Origin of the sequence: Paenisporosarcina sp. HGH0030, assembly GCF_000411295.1 — a bacterium.
GTDB lineage: Bacteria > Bacillota > Bacilli > Bacillales_A > Planococcaceae > Paenisporosarcina.
In genome coordinates, this window is record NZ_KE150421.1 from 1,107,059 (window position 1) to 1,123,202 (window position 16,144).

Annotated in this window: 22 protein-coding genes and 1 pseudogene; 3 read left to right on the plus strand and 20 right to left on the minus strand. The window is 39.2% G+C overall.

What is annotated here, in order from left to right:
- Positions 1-41 precede the first annotated feature (41 nt).
- From topA to HMPREF1210_RS05470, 4 genes are all read right to left on the minus strand, one after another.
- The gene (gene topA, locus HMPREF1210_RS05455) at positions 42-2,117 is read right to left on the minus strand and encodes a type I DNA topoisomerase (protein WP_016427618.1); all 2,076 of its coding nucleotides are present in this window, start codon (positions 2,115-2,117) and stop codon (positions 42-44) included.
- Positions 2,118-2,403: 286 nt separating this feature from the next.
- The gene (locus tag HMPREF1210_RS05460; RefSeq protein ID WP_016427619.1) at positions 2,404-2,760 is read right to left on the minus strand and encodes a hypothetical protein; all 357 of its coding nucleotides are present in this window, start codon (positions 2,758-2,760) and stop codon (positions 2,404-2,406) included.
- Positions 2,757-3,029 carry a hypothetical protein gene (locus HMPREF1210_RS05465; protein ID WP_016427620.1) on the minus strand — a complete coding sequence of 91 codons (273 nt, stop codon included), beginning with the start codon at positions 3,027-3,029 and terminating at the stop codon, positions 2,757-2,759. Before HMPREF1210_RS05465 ends, HMPREF1210_RS05460 begins: the two co-directional genes overlap by 4 nt.
- Positions 3,026-3,889, minus strand: a complete 864-nt coding sequence (locus tag HMPREF1210_RS05470) for a ParM/StbA family protein (protein ID WP_016427621.1) — start codon at positions 3,887-3,889, stop codon at positions 3,026-3,028. The genes HMPREF1210_RS05465 and HMPREF1210_RS05470 overlap by 4 nt, the downstream gene beginning before the upstream one ends.
- Before the next feature lie 197 nt (positions 3,890-4,086).
- Between HMPREF1210_RS05470 and HMPREF1210_RS05475 the strand changes: the two genes are divergently transcribed.
- The 3 genes from HMPREF1210_RS05475 to HMPREF1210_RS17955 are packed head-to-tail and all read left to right on the plus strand — an operon-like array spanning position 4,087 to position 5,161.
- Entirely contained in the window at positions 4,087-4,596 is a 510-nt protein-coding gene (locus HMPREF1210_RS05475; RefSeq protein ID WP_016427622.1) for a hypothetical protein, read from the plus strand.
- On the plus strand, positions 4,596-5,000 hold the full coding sequence (locus tag HMPREF1210_RS05480) for a hypothetical protein (RefSeq protein WP_016427623.1): 405 nt from the start codon (positions 4,596-4,598) through the stop codon (positions 4,998-5,000). Before HMPREF1210_RS05475 ends, HMPREF1210_RS05480 begins: the two co-directional genes overlap by 1 nt.
- Positions 5,001-5,002: 2 nt before the next feature.
- Positions 5,003-5,161, plus strand: coding sequence for a hypothetical protein (locus tag HMPREF1210_RS17955; RefSeq protein WP_016427624.1), 159 nt, complete (start codon positions 5,003-5,005; stop codon positions 5,159-5,161).
- A gap of 272 nt (positions 5,162-5,433) precedes the next feature.
- Here HMPREF1210_RS17955 and HMPREF1210_RS05490 read toward each other — a convergent pair whose 3' ends face one another.
- From HMPREF1210_RS05490 to HMPREF1210_RS05565, 16 genes and pseudogenes are all read right to left on the minus strand, one after another.
- Positions 5,434-5,688, minus strand: coding sequence for a hypothetical protein (locus HMPREF1210_RS05490; protein ID WP_231391051.1), 255 nt, complete (start codon positions 5,686-5,688; stop codon positions 5,434-5,436).
- Positions 5,689-5,830: 142 nt separating this feature from the next.
- Positions 5,831-6,130 carry a hypothetical protein gene (locus HMPREF1210_RS05495; protein WP_147640288.1) on the minus strand — a complete coding sequence of 100 codons (300 nt, stop codon included), beginning with the start codon at positions 6,128-6,130 and terminating at the stop codon, positions 5,831-5,833.
- A 114-nt stretch (positions 6,131-6,244) separates the two neighbouring features.
- A complete protein-coding gene (locus HMPREF1210_RS05500) occupies positions 6,245-6,613 on the minus strand; it encodes a hypothetical protein (RefSeq protein WP_016427628.1) in 369 nt (122 codons plus the stop codon).
- Positions 6,610-7,089 (minus strand): hypothetical protein, encoded by a 480-nt coding sequence (locus HMPREF1210_RS05505; RefSeq protein ID WP_016427629.1) that lies wholly within the window; start codon positions 7,087-7,089, stop codon positions 6,610-6,612. Before HMPREF1210_RS05505 ends, HMPREF1210_RS05500 begins: the two co-directional genes overlap by 4 nt.
- A 394-nt stretch (positions 7,090-7,483) precedes the next feature.
- Positions 7,484-8,017, minus strand: a pseudogene (locus HMPREF1210_RS17565) (N-acetylmuramoyl-L-alanine amidase family protein); the annotation flags it as partial.
- Between the two features lies 1 nt (position 8,018).
- A complete protein-coding gene (locus HMPREF1210_RS05515) occupies positions 8,019-8,507 on the minus strand; it encodes a holin family protein (RefSeq protein WP_016427631.1) in 489 nt (162 codons plus the stop codon).
- A 68-nt stretch (positions 8,508-8,575) separates the two neighbouring features.
- A complete protein-coding gene (locus tag HMPREF1210_RS05520; RefSeq protein ID WP_016427632.1) occupies positions 8,576-9,145 on the minus strand; it encodes a hypothetical protein in 570 nt (189 codons plus the stop codon).
- 146 nt (positions 9,146-9,291) lie between these two features.
- Positions 9,292-9,546 (minus strand): hypothetical protein, encoded by a 255-nt coding sequence (locus HMPREF1210_RS05525; protein ID WP_016427633.1) that lies wholly within the window; start codon positions 9,544-9,546, stop codon positions 9,292-9,294.
- A 4-nt stretch (positions 9,547-9,550) separates the two neighbouring features.
- The gene (locus HMPREF1210_RS05530; protein ID WP_016427634.1) at positions 9,551-9,958 is read right to left on the minus strand and encodes a hypothetical protein; all 408 of its coding nucleotides are present in this window, start codon (positions 9,956-9,958) and stop codon (positions 9,551-9,553) included.
- Positions 9,959-9,969: 11 nt separating this feature from the next.
- Positions 9,970-12,339: a sialidase family protein gene (locus HMPREF1210_RS05535; protein WP_016427635.1), complete on the minus strand. Its 2,370-nt coding sequence runs from the start codon at positions 12,337-12,339 to the stop codon at positions 9,970-9,972.
- A gap of 11 nt (positions 12,340-12,350) precedes the next feature.
- The gene (locus tag HMPREF1210_RS05540) at positions 12,351-12,851 is read right to left on the minus strand and encodes a phage tail protein (RefSeq protein WP_016427636.1); all 501 of its coding nucleotides are present in this window, start codon (positions 12,849-12,851) and stop codon (positions 12,351-12,353) included.
- Positions 12,852-13,406 (minus strand): putative phage tail protein, encoded by a 555-nt coding sequence (locus HMPREF1210_RS05545; protein WP_016427637.1) that lies wholly within the window; start codon positions 13,404-13,406, stop codon positions 12,852-12,854. It lies immediately after the preceding gene.
- Complete coding sequence (locus tag HMPREF1210_RS05550) at positions 13,403-14,458, minus strand: baseplate J/gp47 family protein (protein WP_016427638.1); 1,056 nt, start codon at positions 14,456-14,458, stop codon at positions 13,403-13,405. Before HMPREF1210_RS05550 ends, HMPREF1210_RS05545 begins: the two co-directional genes overlap by 4 nt.
- The gene (locus HMPREF1210_RS05555; RefSeq protein ID WP_016427639.1) at positions 14,451-14,864 is read right to left on the minus strand and encodes a DUF2634 domain-containing protein; all 414 of its coding nucleotides are present in this window, start codon (positions 14,862-14,864) and stop codon (positions 14,451-14,453) included. The genes HMPREF1210_RS05550 and HMPREF1210_RS05555 overlap by 8 nt, the downstream gene beginning before the upstream one ends.
- Positions 14,864-15,184 carry a DUF2577 domain-containing protein gene (locus HMPREF1210_RS05560; RefSeq protein ID WP_016427640.1) on the minus strand — a complete coding sequence of 107 codons (321 nt, stop codon included), beginning with the start codon at positions 15,182-15,184 and terminating at the stop codon, positions 14,864-14,866. The genes HMPREF1210_RS05555 and HMPREF1210_RS05560 overlap by 1 nt, the downstream gene beginning before the upstream one ends.
- Positions 15,184-16,143 (minus strand): hypothetical protein, encoded by a 960-nt coding sequence (locus HMPREF1210_RS05565; RefSeq protein WP_016427641.1) that lies wholly within the window; start codon positions 16,141-16,143, stop codon positions 15,184-15,186. The genes HMPREF1210_RS05560 and HMPREF1210_RS05565 overlap by 1 nt, the downstream gene beginning before the upstream one ends.
- Position 16,144: the final 1 nt, after the last annotated feature.

The following is a 16,144-nucleotide window of genomic DNA, read 5'->3' on the forward strand; positions in this document are numbered from 1 at the left end:
CACTAAGGACCAACTGGACTGACACTTGTTGCTTATCTTTTTTATGCTTGTGTATCTTCCTTGTAATCACAAGAAGTACACTGGATTTGAATACCTTTTTTCAGTTTTTTCTCTACTAGCAATTCGCTACATTTCGGACATGGGCGGCTGATTGGCTTGTCCCATGAAACGAATTCACAAGTTGGATAGCGATCGCATCCATAAAAAATACGTTTCGATTTACTTTTACGTTCAACGACTTCGCCTTCCTTACAGCTTGGACACGTCACTCCGATATTTTTAACGATTGCTTTTGTATTACGGCAATCCGGGAAGTTGCTACATGCCATGAATTTTCCATATCTGCCTAATTTAAAGACCATTGGAGATTCACATTTTTCGCAATTTTCTCCTGCCGGCTCATCCTTGATTACGACTTTCTCCATCTCTTTGTCTGCGTGTGTTACATGCTTTTCAAAGTCTCTGTAGAACTTATCAATGATGTGAACCCATTTTTCCTGTCCTTCTTCGACACTGTCCAAATCTTTTTCCATCTGGGCAGTAAACTCGATGTCAATAATGTCCGGGAAAAACTCCAACACGAGCTGATGGACAATGCCACCAAGTTCAGTTGGCACAAAACGCTTTGCATCGAGTGATACATATCCGCGCTTTTGTATTGTATCAAGCGTAGGTGCATATGTCGAAGGACGGCCTATCCCAAGCTCTTCAAGCGTTTTAACAAGTCGGGCCTCCGAATAACGTGGTGGTGGTTGTGTGAAATGTTGCTTCGGCTCAATTTCAAGCTTCTTCACAAAATCGCCTTTTTCCATTTCCGGTAATATACGATCTTTTTCTTCTACTTGATCATCGTTGCCTTCTACATATAATTTCATGAAACCAGGGAATTTCACTTGTGAACCATTCGCACGGAATACAACATTTTCATTTGTTAAATCAACCGTCACAGTATCTAATACTGCTGAAGACATCTGGCTCGCCAAGAAACGTTCCCAAATCAACTTGTAGAGACGGAATAAATCTTTTGAAAGAATTGATTTCAGCTGATCAGGAGATCTCAATACGCTCGTAGGACGAATCGCTTCATGGGCATCCTGAGATTTGCTCGATTGTTTAGTCGGTCCTGTTGAAGTGGTGACATATTCCTTGCCATATTCCCCTTCTATAAAACTGTGTGCATCTTTCTTCGCTGTATCGGAAATTCGGGTAGAATCTGTACGCATATACGTAATCAAACCGACAGTACCTTCTTTTCCAACATTCAAACCTTCATATAGCTGTTGAGCAAGCATCATTGTTTTTCGTGCTCGGAAGTTTAACTTGCGTGCCGCTTCCTGTTGAAGGGATGATGTAGTAAACGATGGCGCTGGGTTACGTTTACGTTCTTTTTTAACAACGCTCGTGACTTCGAACTTGTCGCCTTTAAGTTGTTTCAAGATTTCTTTTACTTGGCCTTCGTTTGTCAACTTGACCTTTTCATTTCCATTGCCGAAGTACATCGCGTCAAATGATTTTTTGCCTTTTTCAAAGCTACCTTCGATTGACCAGTATTCTTCAGGCTGGAAATTCTTAATCTCATTCTCACGGTCAATGATTAGTCTTAACGCAACGGATTGCACGCGACCTGCAGATAGACCTTTTTTGACTTTCTTCCATAGAATCGGACTGATGTTATAACCAACCAACCTATCCAAAATACGACGGGCTTGTTGTGCATCTACCAAGTCCATATCAATGGGACGGGGGTTTTTAAACGATTCTTTAATTGCGTCTTTTGTAATTTCATTAAAAACGACGCGACAATCTGATTCAATATCAATGTTCAATGAATTCGCTAGATGCCAAGCAATTGCTTCGCCTTCGCGATCGGGGTCAGCCGCGAGATAAATTTTCTTCGCTTTTTTGGCTGCTGATTTCAGATCCTGCATAACTGGGCCTTTACCACGAATCGTGATGTACTTTGGTGTGTATTCATTTTCTACGTCTACACCCATTTGACTACGTGGCAAATCACGAACATGACCAAGTGATGCTTTTACTTTGTACTTTTTGCCAAGATAACGTTCAATCGTTTTCGCTTTGGCTGGCGATTCCACAATCACTAAAAAATCCGACATGTATGTGCCTCCTCATAGAGGTTCCTAATAAATCAATAAAAGAAATACCTGTTGCAAAATGTATAACAGATTTTACTATAATGCAAGCGTGACTTTATTGGGGTACAAAAAAATTCAAAATGATTAATTTAGCGAACTTTGACACCTTCTTTACTTTTTCTTGCTTTATTACAATAGAAGGAACTATATCTAAATTCATTATGTTGGTCACTATTTGGTCACTCGGTGACGGTTAAATACAAAATAAAAAACGCCCTTCCACACAAACTGTGGAGGGGCTTTAGTTTTAATCCTGCATTAAATAAACTTCAAGAAGTTCCTCTGTTCGATTACGCAAACGAACATTAAGGTACCGCCTATTTTGCTCGTATCCCCCATAAAAAAACGTATACTCGGTGGTCGTTTCATCACGCCCTACACGCAGAAGTTTCATTTTGTTCTCACGTAAATACTGTTTCGTTTCCTTTAAATCATTTCGCACTGCCTTGATTGCCTTTTCGACTACTGCAATATACGGCCGTCCTAATTTGAATGCCCCTTTTTCAAAAACTTCTCTATCCCGTTCCAGAATAATGAGCACCATTGGCAAATAAATCATGTTTTCAAATTGCGGTAAACTCTCAGCTGGTATTATGGCCGTCATAAGAATGACCCCATTGCTTCCATTGTATATGCATCGGGTCGGTCATCAACAGGAGACTCCTTAGATGTTTTTTCAAAATTGAATGTGCCTCCAGAGCCTTCAAATTTCTCACGTCTAATATCTTCTTCGATTAGCTTCTTCACATATTTGCTGAAATTACGTTTCTTATTTGAAATTGGATTCAACTTTTCTGCATGTTCCAGCATCTTGATATCCAGTTCGTCCGTTAAGTTAAAACTGACAGTCTTGTTCATCCTGGTGCTACTCATCCACTATATGCTCCTTTCGCTAGTTCATAAAATCCAACCGCATTGGCATAGACGGGATGAAGTTTGGCAAAACCATCACCTCGATTCATGCCAGGCACTAAAATTTCTGCGTTTGTATAATGTTCGCTCAAGTAAGGCGCAATTCCTTCCGAAATTCCTCCGCAGATATAAACTTTGTCATTTTTATGCCATTTCAATTTGGTCGTGTTTCGGATGATTCCTCGAGCAATTGAAGCCAAATCCTCTTTATTCTTCACAGTTTCCATACCGAAATTAAATGTATCGCTGGCATTGTTGATATGTTTTTTATCCATAATTGTGGCAGCATTCACGGTTCCACTGCCAATATCAATGATACGGACAGTACCCATTGTTGGATTGCTCCAAAATGCTCCGCTACCTTCTGGAGCCACCCCGACTTTATCAATCGTAATCTTCCGGTGAGTCCCATTTACCGTTATCGTATGAGTACCTTCGAGCATGTCGCATATGGCATTCTTCTCAGCGGGTTTATGGCGTTTAATTGGTTGGCCTGTCACAATAGCCACGTTTTCAAAGTGTGGACAATAGCGATTCAGGTAACGATTAATTCCCAGTAGAACGCGGATTTTAGTATCTTCATGGGCTTTGCTATCGCCGTACATCGTGCCGTTCCCAAAATCATCTTCGTATTCCGCAATGGATCCAGCATAGCCTCTCCGTCCATCGATTTCAAACTCCATATCGTCAGATCCAAACTGTTCCTCTACATCACGTTCAAACCAGTCGCAGATATTCGTCTTAAATTCATCAGTTCCGAACGGTCCCACCACTTTCCCTTTATGATTACCCGCATCGAACCCCAATACTAATCTTCTCATTTGAACCCATCCTTTCGTTTTTCCCTACATTTGCCCTACTATTCTATAAATCTGACGTGTTGTTTATGACAAATGTAGGGAACTTTTTCCGCGGGGTTCTAACCCTCTCCCCCACCGCGTATACTGATTTATCTTTAGGAATTTAATTACCCGTAGGAATTATTCCCACAGAAAACACACAAAAATGGAGGTTGAGTATGGAAAGAGGGAAGGGGACAGTGAGAAAGGTGAGATCAGACAAGAAAGTGGATGTGAAACCAACGATGTCGGTCGAATTAAAAAACCAACTTTACACGTTTTCGTATCTGTGCGAACTGCCAGTGAAGGATGTAGCTGAACGACTTTGTGAAATGGCCACAACATCCGAGTACATTATAGAAGATATCCGCCAGTGGTTTAGACGGGAATATCGATTTAAAAACCATATCACCAGTGGTTACCTGGAACGTCCTCGATTGAAGCTGATATTTAAGGGAGAGACAGGGAAAGTAACTATTAAATTTAAACAAGAAGCTTTTGACGCTCTTAGTTTACTCGCATTTTCACTTGACCTCCCTCCTACCACCACAGCAACCGTATTAATCAAACGTACTCTCTTCCATCGAGAATTCATGGAGCAATTCATTCATTCGGAACTACGTCATTTAAACGATCAACAAAGAAACAAAGTAAAGCTTTATTTAAGACAAATTTGGGGGTTTAGATAATGAGTATTAGTATTGGGGTGGTTTTCCCAGTCCTGGCAATCTCTTATTGTGCAGCGGTCGCTACGATAGGATTTAAGAGTGTGTATGACGATTCCAAACGGGATATTGATGAGCCGTTCGATGAAGCGTTACCCGAACATCGTTTTTTACTTGGCGATACGTTAGGTTTGGGAATGGCGGCCACGGGATACGGTCTTGCCTGCGCGGATGATATGACCGATAAATTATTTGATTCCACTTTCATGCAACGACTAATAAACAAATGCCGAAAATTGCAGATTCGACCTGACGGGGAATACTTCGAGTTTAAATATGGGGAAAGGCATGACAACGGCTGGAATGGATATACTACCGATAAAGACATACCGAAATACAAACCGGGTAAATTTGAAATGGAGGTATAGGTGTGGAAGAACACATTGACTACCTAAAAAGCCAACTCGACCAAACGCAACGATGGTTAGAAAATGAATCAGAATTACGATCGGCAAACGTGGTCAATATGATAATAAAAGGCATGATTGAGACGGAACGACAAATAGAAGAAATGGAGGGGAAGGCATAAGCCTTTCTCTTTTTTTGTGCAAATAAAAAAGCCCCACCTGTTGAAGAGTGAGACTTGTCCTAATTTTTCAGGGTGTTATTTGAAGTACTGAGAGTAAAACGTTCATATATGTTGAAGGATTTAATTCGATACCAATGAAAAGTACAGATAATACTAATAACAGCCCAATAAAAGAATTAGTCAATTTTTTAATTACAATACCAGCCATTGAAAAAATCACTACAATCATTATAAATTGTGTAAGCATTTCCTGGATTGGTTCCAAAGAAATATTAATCATTCTGTTCTCCTTTCTGAGGATAGATCCTTCTCATTCGAGTAAGAAATCCTCGCTCTCTTATTCGTTTTACTGCAGTTATCCTAGTCTTTAATACGAGTACTTCGGTTTCTTCCCATGATGAATCTGTAATCACGGCAAGCCAATTTTCATTGGCACATTCAGCGAGATAGGCTCGTACATAGCCGATGACAATGGACTTCTCTCGTTTTAGACAGGACCACACTCGCTGGACTTGATGTTCGTTCATTAACTCATTTGAAATCATAATGTTTGTTTAATACCTTTTTAAACTTACTATACTAGAAAATTGGTTATTTTTGGAGGTTTTTCTTTCGTCAAGTTTCGACATTTGGGCAAATAAAAAAGCACCTGTTTAAAGGTGCAGACTACTAGAATTCTATAACAAAGCTAACATCCGAACTTTCGATCGCATACTTTCTGGCCTCTTCATTAGAAACACCCATTTTAGTTAAAGCGTAAACTAGTCCATTAGGACCTTCACCACCATAACCAGAGGAAAACCCTCCACTTAATAACATAGTCTCCTCTGTGCCTTCTATAATAGTTTCATATTCTACACTTTGACCGTCTCTTTTATGTGTTACGCGTTTTATGTCTCCTAATTTCCCTAAGTTTTCATCAAAAAACTCTTTTTGCTGACGAGTATTTCCATTAAAATTGCGAATCATAATTACCACTCCTAATAGTTGATAAGTATATGATTCGACATACATTTCCAAAAACCTCTTTAATTAGGAAAATCACACAATCAAAAAAGCACCTGGTTAGAGGTGCTTGAGTAGTTAATTCCAAATAGCTATGACGGCAACTATGACCCCTGCGAGTGCAAGAGCAGTAGTTACATAAAATTTTCGATCTTCTTTCCTTGCAGCATTAATTTTATTTTCGTAATCAGAGAATTTGTCACCAATTGTTTTCTCAATCTTCGTGTGAAGGTGATCAATTTTTTCAGAAAGAAGTTTTTCCTGAGATTCTAAACGGATTTCCATTGTTTTTTCGAGCGTGTCAATTTTTCCGTCTATATACTCTTTTGGATTGATTTCCATTTGGTCACCTCTTTCATTACTCATACTCCAAGTATCTTCAATCTTATGTCCTTTAAATTTATTTGAAGCAGTAAGTTCTATTACATTAGAGCTTGATTCGCTCATAACTTTATATCCAACTTCTTAAAAGCTAATTTTGTTTTAATCAGCTTATTGTGATCATGATTGTATAAGAAGTTTAAGTCACTACCATCTTCCACTTCATTTTCTGAAAAGGCTATTTCAAGGAAGTAATAATCTTCAATGAAATCACCTATATAATCTGATTCAGCATCGATAGCTAAGGGACATAGGAAGTTAAAGGAATCCTTACTTTGTAAATCTTCACTGCAATGAAAAAAAGCAGTTGATACAACTTCGGAACTAATCCCTCCAAGATGTTTGAAAAGATTTACATAAATATAAAAGTCTTTTGGGAAACTGTAAAAAGAGCTTTTAAGCTGATTTAACCCAGTTAACGTAAATTCCACATGGATATCAGTTTTACCATGTGGATTGTATTCTATGTATCCAGTTTCCTTTGAGTTGGGGCTGTATACTGAAAAATTTGATATTCCCGGCAGAAAATTTACATCACTCATTTTTCATCACCCTTAATAAATATTTTTTAATTATTGTCATTATACCTCATATTATTAAACTCCTTCAAATATATATATAAGCCCCACTCCATTAAGAGTAGGGCCTTGGTTTTTCTCATTCAGTTTTCCCAGTAATGTATCCACGATCGATTGCCACCCACAACACTTCATGAGAGTCTGCTTCAGTAAATGTTCCGGATTCGACTTTTTCACGCCATGTTTTAGCGAGAGCAGGATTCTTCTGTTCGAATCGTTTAAGCACACGAAGAATTGCATTCTTTCCTTCATTCGTAGAAAACTTCAGTATCTTTGTCACTGTGATTTCCTCCTCTTCTTTTTCAATTGGTTTGGATACACCTTTGACATCTTGAGTGCACGCTTGCAACTCTTTTTCTACATCCTGAATAAACGACTGTAGGTCCTTTCCAACAGCAGCCAATCCTTTTTTGGGATCAATCTTTCGGCCAGGATCCAAAATGTAATGTGCAGTAATATGTTTTCGTGGATTCAGATAATATGTGTAGCAAAGATATGCGTTGTACCACACGTACTTCTCGTAAGCTTTTATGTTATTAATTTTTCCGCCATAGCAAAGCTCGACACCGGCGGCTGCACGGTTTGCGTCATGGCCATATAGCGTATTGTCTACTTTCGTACCGAATAATACATGGTAAGCGATCTCGTCCAGGGGTACACACTCTATGATTTCAATATCATCGATAAATGTATGGGCTGAGGAGACCTGCAACAACGGCACTGAATTAGCCGTACTATCCATCCATCCAACATTACCGCGAGCTGAGGATCCTGGATTTCCGGAGTCGTGATCTACGATAAAGAAAACGCCCAGGTTTTTTAAACCTGGACGTCTGCGGGATTTATTCGGTAAATATTTTCGTGTAATTGGGAATTTCATAAGGAATGTCATTTTATTTTTCCTCCAATTCTGTTTCCTTTAGTTCCACGTCTACTTTCGTCCCGATTAGTTCTTCTCCGATTTGTTTCTGTAGCCTTGTAGGGATGCTTGGACTCGAGTCTATTACTTTTAGTTTTTCAGCAAGATTTGTAGGAACCAGCACATCTAATTGTGCTAAGTTTTCTAAAATCGACAATCCCTCATTCGCGATATAAAAAATGACGGTCGCATAAGTAACTGCGCCGCCCATACCAAGTATTTGATCAATTACATTTGCAAGGATTATTACTCCGAAGACTAATATCTTGCGAGCATATCCAAACAAACTTTTCCGACTCCACAAGTTGCCGTTTTTTATGGCTTTTGCAATTCCGGTCAAAATGTCAACAAACATAAGTAATGCCAATAAGTGAAGGAACTTCACGTCACCGAATAAGTAAAATCGCACAACATCCAAATGTTCCAAACTGAATCCTCCAGCGTTCAATAATAAAGTACTCATTTCTCAATCATCCCTTCGTTTTTGAATAAACAAAAAGAACGCCCGGATGGACGTTCTATTTAAAGTTATTATATTTGTTGAGATTTTATTATCGTTATACGTCTATCAGTTTCAATTGACTTATGTTCAATTAGTAATTCTTCCATTCTCAAATGTAATGTCAGATTGTTTAACTTTATAGATAAATATATAAACGATAATGTTATTCTTACTTTTGTTATAAAGTCGTCACTTGTTCCAAGACCGTAAAATGCGTAATCTTTTTCTAATTCAGTTTTTTCCTCTTTGGATAGAGGTGATACAATCTCATTTAATTCTTTCTCTGTGAAATTGAAATCAAGTTGATGTGCATATTTGTTCCGAAAATCATTTAATTTCATGATGGAGGAAAATAATCCTTGTTCAATTAATCCCAATGAATAAGCAAGTTTCAATTTATCTGAAAGATATCGGACATTTAATTTTTCTGGGTATTTCATACACTTATTTATTAGTAGATATAGTTCTTGTTCAATGTAAATATGTGCACGTAGTACAATTACAAGTAAGTCTTGATGATTTGTTTCATCCATAAATCTCTGTCTAGATTGACTGAAATCTTTTACATCATTTTGTTTTATTAATTCTTCTAAATCCATAAGAATTCCACTCCTCTTTTCATCCAATATTCGACAAAAGAGGAAGGAATCCTTTTTCGAAGACATAAAAAATACACCTCAATGGGTGTTATTGATGTTTCGTTTAATGATCCTGAATTTCTTCAATCCATAAAGAATACACCTTACTATTCTGAAGGTGCCTCTTCCTGTACCGGTATTCCATTAGGATACTTGATTGATAGCGTTTCTGCGGATTCCGTTTCGGTAATCCAGCCCTTCGCTAACGCATTAATAATTTGAGCCTCTGTAAAATTAGTTGCTGCATACGTTTTAATTTCTACATGATAACTTTCATTTGTTGCCTCAAAAGTTCTCATGCCATCGATGTAAATCGAATATGAATACCCTCGTACTAATCGTTGTCTTAGTGTCTCTGCCATTTTCTTATGCCCCCAATGTCTCAAATATGAAATTTATATCATCTTGCATTCCTGCATCCCTTGCCTTTAAAATCTCGTTTTCTGCTTCTAATTCCGAAATTTTCACACTAAACGGTTTTTCCGGAACAATTTCATTTCCTGGATCAGTCGGATCTGGATAACTAAACTCCAATTCCTTCGTAACCACATTCACACGATAACCTGTACACTCAGCAAAATCCTGTGCAAACGATCCGAATGGTAATTCGAGAACGTCGAATGTGTCACGGTTACGTTCGGAAAGTGCTTTATGAATTAAAACATCTTCTTCAACCGTTGTTTCTCTAATACCAAAAGCATTTTGTACAGGTAAGATATGCAAAATCACTTGACCTGTTAATTTATCAAAGTAAAGTTTTCTTGGTAAGTTCAACGTATTACCTCCTATTCTTCTGCATCCCAAATCATTGTTCCCGTACTAAAAGCTTGTACAGTGAATCCGTTGGCGGTAAACCCTGTAATAGTAGGAAAGTTTGAGTTAGTTAGTAGCACATCTTTCATAGCAACCTCAAAACCATTCACTGTAATTCTTGAATGGAGACCTGTACCGTAAACCCCAACGGATGAATGAGCATGAACATTTCTAGGCTTAAAAGGTAGACCAGAAATTGTATTAACTCCCGAAACTAGAGACACTGTTCCACCAGCTACCTGTTTAACAGGCAACGTAGAAACTGCACTCGCCATAACCTCAAACGTATCTGCATCATTCACCGCCCCACCTTTAGCACGAATAGCCGTACCTAACTTACTCTTAACCGCAGGTATATACGTTGTCTGCACGTCCTGTGTCGCTTTCACGGCACTCAATACGTCAGCATCGGTTGCAAGTCGTTTTTCGAATGTGTAAGTGAATACTTCGCTACCCATTTCTATAGTCAAGGTATTCTCAGATATACTTTCTACATACGGATATTTAGCGGCTATGTCCTGCGCAACGGATAACGTTACGCCTGTTGTAAAACCGTCATATTCTGCTTTTGAAATCTTGTATGTTCTGAAACCACTTACTTCTAATTTATCTCCTGCGGCTCCTTGATACGCCAATTGGGAACTGTATAATCCAGTCGTAGGCGTACCCACTACTTTTAATGCGCTAATAATTGGTATCGTTGTACCAACATTAGCAACGCTATAACCACCTGTTTTCGCGGTTATTTTTTTCGATGATGATACACCGCCATAAGACTGCGCCATTTCTAATCCTGCGGGTGTGTTTTTCGCTTTTACGTCTACAATGGATATGAAATATGTTTCTGCTAACTCCTTGATGGCAGATTTTGGCGTTACATATATACCGGATGCATTATTGGCCGTAAGTTCCACTAATCCTTTAGATAGGAAATTTTTTGTAGGCAAATTGGAAACTGTGAAATTCTGATTAAACTCCGCTAACGTAGAAAACGCGCTTAAGCTACCTATCAAATTCACAATATTGTATTTCCCATGCTTCACATCATCCCATTGCGCTTGCGTCAATCCTGCGGTTAAACTCTGACCACTCGTTGCGGTTTTCGTGCCGATTGTAACACCGTTCACTTTTTCGGTAATTGTGGACATCGCACCGTCTGTCGTGATTGCGTAGGCGAGTATGTTTGATGGTGTCGTTTTCTGACCGATTGAGCCTTGCGGTACGGAAATTGTCGTGACCGTCCATGTTCCGCTAAATAATACGCTTGTAGCACCTTTTCGGATTGTCAACGGCACTGACATATTCATCGTTAAATCGAATAAGGAGGACGGATTCGTCCCTGTACCTACCGTAATTGGCAAACCCCATGTATCACCATTATTCGTTGATTCGATGCGTTTCGTAGTACCTGCATCATCGTAAGTAATGAACAATTTACCCGATTTATTTGTGGTCAATGACCCGTTGATACCAGGAACAAGTTTCTGCATCGCTGACCACGAAACACCGCCATCAAATGATTTACTGAAACGGATATATTTTGTTGTCGGATGAGTTGCATCGAATCCATCCCACACATCGGCAATAAGACCATTCGATAATCCGTTGATGGATTGCGGTACGAATATCGCTGATGGGTTGGATTGGATATAGGATTCAGATAATTGGTATATAATAGTTTCCGAAATCCATGCACTTCCTGTATACCTGTCACAACTGATAACACTTCCAGAAGTATAGACTTTCTGGAGTGTAATAATTGGTAAACCATCCTTTACTACAACACTCGGATTGGATGAATTAATCGAAGTGGAATTATCGAAAGTTCTTTGTTCAACTACACCCCACGCAACGCTACCGTCTGTGGCAATCGTTCCTTTTGCGTATCTGATGTTGAATGAGTTGGCGTAGGTTGCGTTTTTACTCGCCCATGTTGCGTGTAGTTCTGTGCCTGCTTCGTTCTTTTCAATCGAAATTCCACTAAACGCCGTCTGCGCAATATCTATCGTAATATTAGGTGACGATATATCAACATCGGTTTGCGTAGTCGCTTCAATCGTTTTGGTATAAACCGCGGTAGCAGCTGCAAATGTAAAAATTACATGAATTTTCGTTCCTACGCTTGTAAGCGACCATTGAGCATTCGCTTGGCTTAGGGATATATAACAAAGTCGTGACCACGTTGAACCGTTATTTTGTGATTTGTAAAAATGAATCCCCGTGCCACTTTGCCATACTGCGTTTATCAGCCACCCATTACTCAACCGAACGAGTTTACGTCCTCCATTTTCACTCGTATCATCTGCTCTAGCAACCACCGTTGCATCTAAAACTGTTGGCATTTATTCACCTCCTAAGCTCCTAAAATCGTGTTAACGCTTGAAACTAAATTACCTCTAGCACCGTTGAATGCTAATCCAATTTCTTGCAACGCACCTTCTGTGTTGGGTGACGTATAGTAGTTTCCAGCATCGGTAATTGACAGCTGACTCGCGTTTGATGGAATCGTAGGCTTGTTTGTTAAATCTGTGTAACTACCGCTGAAGCTTGATTTGCCATTAGCTAAATCATATGCGGCTTTCACGCTTTTTGCCGTTGCTGCCTTCGCGACCGATGAACTTGATGTGGAGTCTTCCAACATCACAATCCCTTTTACTGTTGTGGAAGCGTCAGAAGGTGATTGAGCATTTTCTTGTCCAGGTAACAATTTACCTGTTAATGGATCTATAAGAGCAACGTTTTCGTCAATCTTTCGAAAGTTTTCGTTCAACATCGTTTCTATATTGAATGTATCCGCGCCATCCATTAAGGGATTCTTTAGATACAAATCAAGATTAGTTGTGTTTTCTGGCATCTATACTGCACCTCCTGCGAATTTATTGAGTGTTAATGTTTCTACCTCAGCGAGTGTCATGACGTTGTTTATGTCCTGAATTAGGAGATATTTAAAGAAGTATTCAATGACCAGGTGAGCAGGAATGATCTCTCGTAAAGCGTTCTGCACATCAGTAAGATTTGAAGGAATACCTAAATTTGAATTAAAACGGATTCCAACTACACCTGGCCCATCTGTGACCTCAATGTCCCCGTTATACCAGGACTCCGCGACATTCTTTACAAGGGTTGCAGTTGTGACACCAGTTCCCCTTACCTTTGATTTCAATACAGAACGACGTTGATCGATAGGCTTTGTGGAATCTACGAAAATACCGAAAGTTTTTTCCCATCTTTCTAGACCCCAAGTGGCGGTGTCTAGAAAGAACTGTTCGAGCACGCCATCAACCGAATTTTCAATGTCTGTCATGACCACCGTATCCGCATGCACCAGCTGCACAAAATCTTCAATCTGCTTATAGAATGAAGGGAGCTCTTTCCAAAGCTCCTCTTTAACCTCTTCTACAGTCTTCATGTGAAACTCACCACGCCTGCTACTCCCACTTCTTCAAAGGTAGGTTGAATATTGGCTGTACTACCATTGACCAGAAGGTTTGCGAAATCAATGATTGGTGGAAGATCTAAAAGAATATTCGCTATCCGTGTATAACGGATTAGTTCAGGTGCTCCGGTCACTTCGTTTGTGACAAAGGCTACTGATTTTAAATACTCTTCAAGCCCTTCAGTAAACTGAGCTATTACGTCCCCTAACGTTGCGCCAGGAGCCAGTGTCAATGTAGCGGAAACATTGATGAGTTTTGTTGTTGCTGAGGTAACAGTCACCTCGGCTCCAATCGGTCTTTCACTCTCGATTAAATCCCTTGCTGCCGTTACAACAGAACCGTCAACAGGTGTGCGTTCTTCGCCTAATAAAATAACCTTTACTGTGTTCGGTCCATTCCACAAAGGAACGACTTTTGCAGCGCCTACACCTGGAACAGATAGGGCCCATTGTTCATAATGGAAAGCGTTGCCGCTTGTCGCTTGTTTCTGTACACGGATAGTAAGTCGATTTCGTAAGCTTTCATCTGATTCGGTATCAATCGCTGTAGTCTGTACCCCCGCCAGAGTGACTGAACCTAAGTTCTCTATCGGCTCTAAAGGAAGAAGCTCTCCCATAACGTTATTACTTTCCGTTCCTGTCTGTTCTGCCAAAAGTTGATAATATCCTACAGAAGTTCGTGCAGTTGAGGTGAATATCAAATTATTAATAGTGAATCTGGTACCTATTGGTATATCTAAACGTGCTCCTGTTGCATCTTCAATAATTGCAAAACGGACTGCAGACGTGGCAATCTTTCGGTAGACACCAAACTCTGCGGCACGTCTTGTTAGATTTTCGCCTACCGCTGTATCAGCAAAGGTAAGATTCATGAATACGTCTAGGTACGAATAGAGCTCTGCCATTTTTGGAGCGATGTAAACCGTAGCCGAATAAATGACCGACCCTTCTCTCTTATCCAGCGTGTCTGGAATAAGTTCGAGTATTTCATCTCTAATGGCTTCAAATGTTCTTTCCTCAAACAATCGTAATGCCTCCTTTCAGTACTTCAACATCTCCATAAATCGTGATAGCTGTAAATGATACGGTTGCGTTATCTCCATCAAACTCCAAAACGAAATTCTCAATATCTGTTATCCGTTCATCTTGAAGCACCGTCTCTTTAATTCTCCTTGGAAGTTCACCAGCTACGAAAAGCCTTTCACGACCTATCATGTTTTCAAATCCAAAATCTTCAGAGTAAATTAAATGAGCAAAACGATCTGTGCTTAATGACACTAATATAGATTGTTCAATGGCTTGTCTTCCATCAATGAATCCTGTAATTCTGCCTTTGATCAAATCAATCTTGTAAGTTCTAGTGGGTAAGGAAGATTCATCTAACACTTCAACTTCTTCGTTAATTGAAAACTCTCCTAAAGGAAGAACCATTATTCCACCACCTTATCTAAGACTACAAATTGATGGCCACCTTGAACGCGAAGTAATACCACTTTGTCACCTTTTTTTAAACCGGTTCGAACTGGTGTTTTCGCTGAAAGTGCTGAAGAACCACCATGATCATGCTCTAAATCAACCTCATATTTTGTTACTCGTTCCGTCATTATCAAGAATTCTTTTGTAAGCTTTAGCTTCTGATGAATCTCTATTTCTATTGGATTGTCTTTTGAAACCGTACCAATTAACACGTTAACTGGATTACTAGCATTAAATGCATTCAAGGCTATTCTTTTTATAACATCAATATTCACTAAATCACCTTCACTTCTAAAGACATCGTGTGGACTCCGGCACTCCATTTATGCGAACATTCATTTACCAAGAAATACTCTTTAATCCCTAATTTTTCAATGTAAATTAGAATAAAGCTACCAGCACGAACTTTCCAATGTCCCAAACAATCTACACTTAATGATTTGGTTTCACGATTGCGAAGCTTTATAAAGCGATCTAAGAGGTCTTTGATTTGCGCTTCAGTCATGTTCTCATCGACCTTCTGAAACACTTGCAATCTACCCCATTTCGCAATGTTCGCACTGTCTTGTGCGATATACACTTCACGTTTACCTGTTTTCTTGTTGTCATGTACAAGTTTCACTCGGTTATATGTTTCTTCATCAATTGATTTTTTATAATTAAAATCAAAAAGCAGACTACCCTCTCCGATAAAGAAGTCGTCTGCTGCAATTTTCATATTATTGATGTTTCGTAAATCTAAAGCACCAAAATTATCAAACAAAACAAAGTTTCGATTGGTTGCAATCAATGTTGAATCGAGAAACTTTGTAGCGACATCTAATGCTTTTTTATCATCCTCAATTATTCCAGGTACTTTATAACCTGTATCTTCTAGTATTCCGATTTTTAATTTGGCATCAGACGCAATTTTTTTAATAGCAGTTGTAGCAGTAGTCGATGGGAATACAAAAGTGTCGTTATACATTAGGTACTTTAATTGGTCATATGCTTTAACGCTCACTGCGCCTTCTTTTTTGAAGCTAACTTCAAACACGTAACCATAAAAAACTTTTTCTTTTCCATCCATAACACGGATTACGTCACCACTATTTACAGGATGCTTTAATGGTTCAGTTAATATTAGGTCTACATTTAGAGCCCCAACTTTACCAATACGCGCCGTTTTCCATTCAACAGAAGATACAGGCATATCCCAAACCGTACCATTGCGATTATCAATTAATACTTCCATT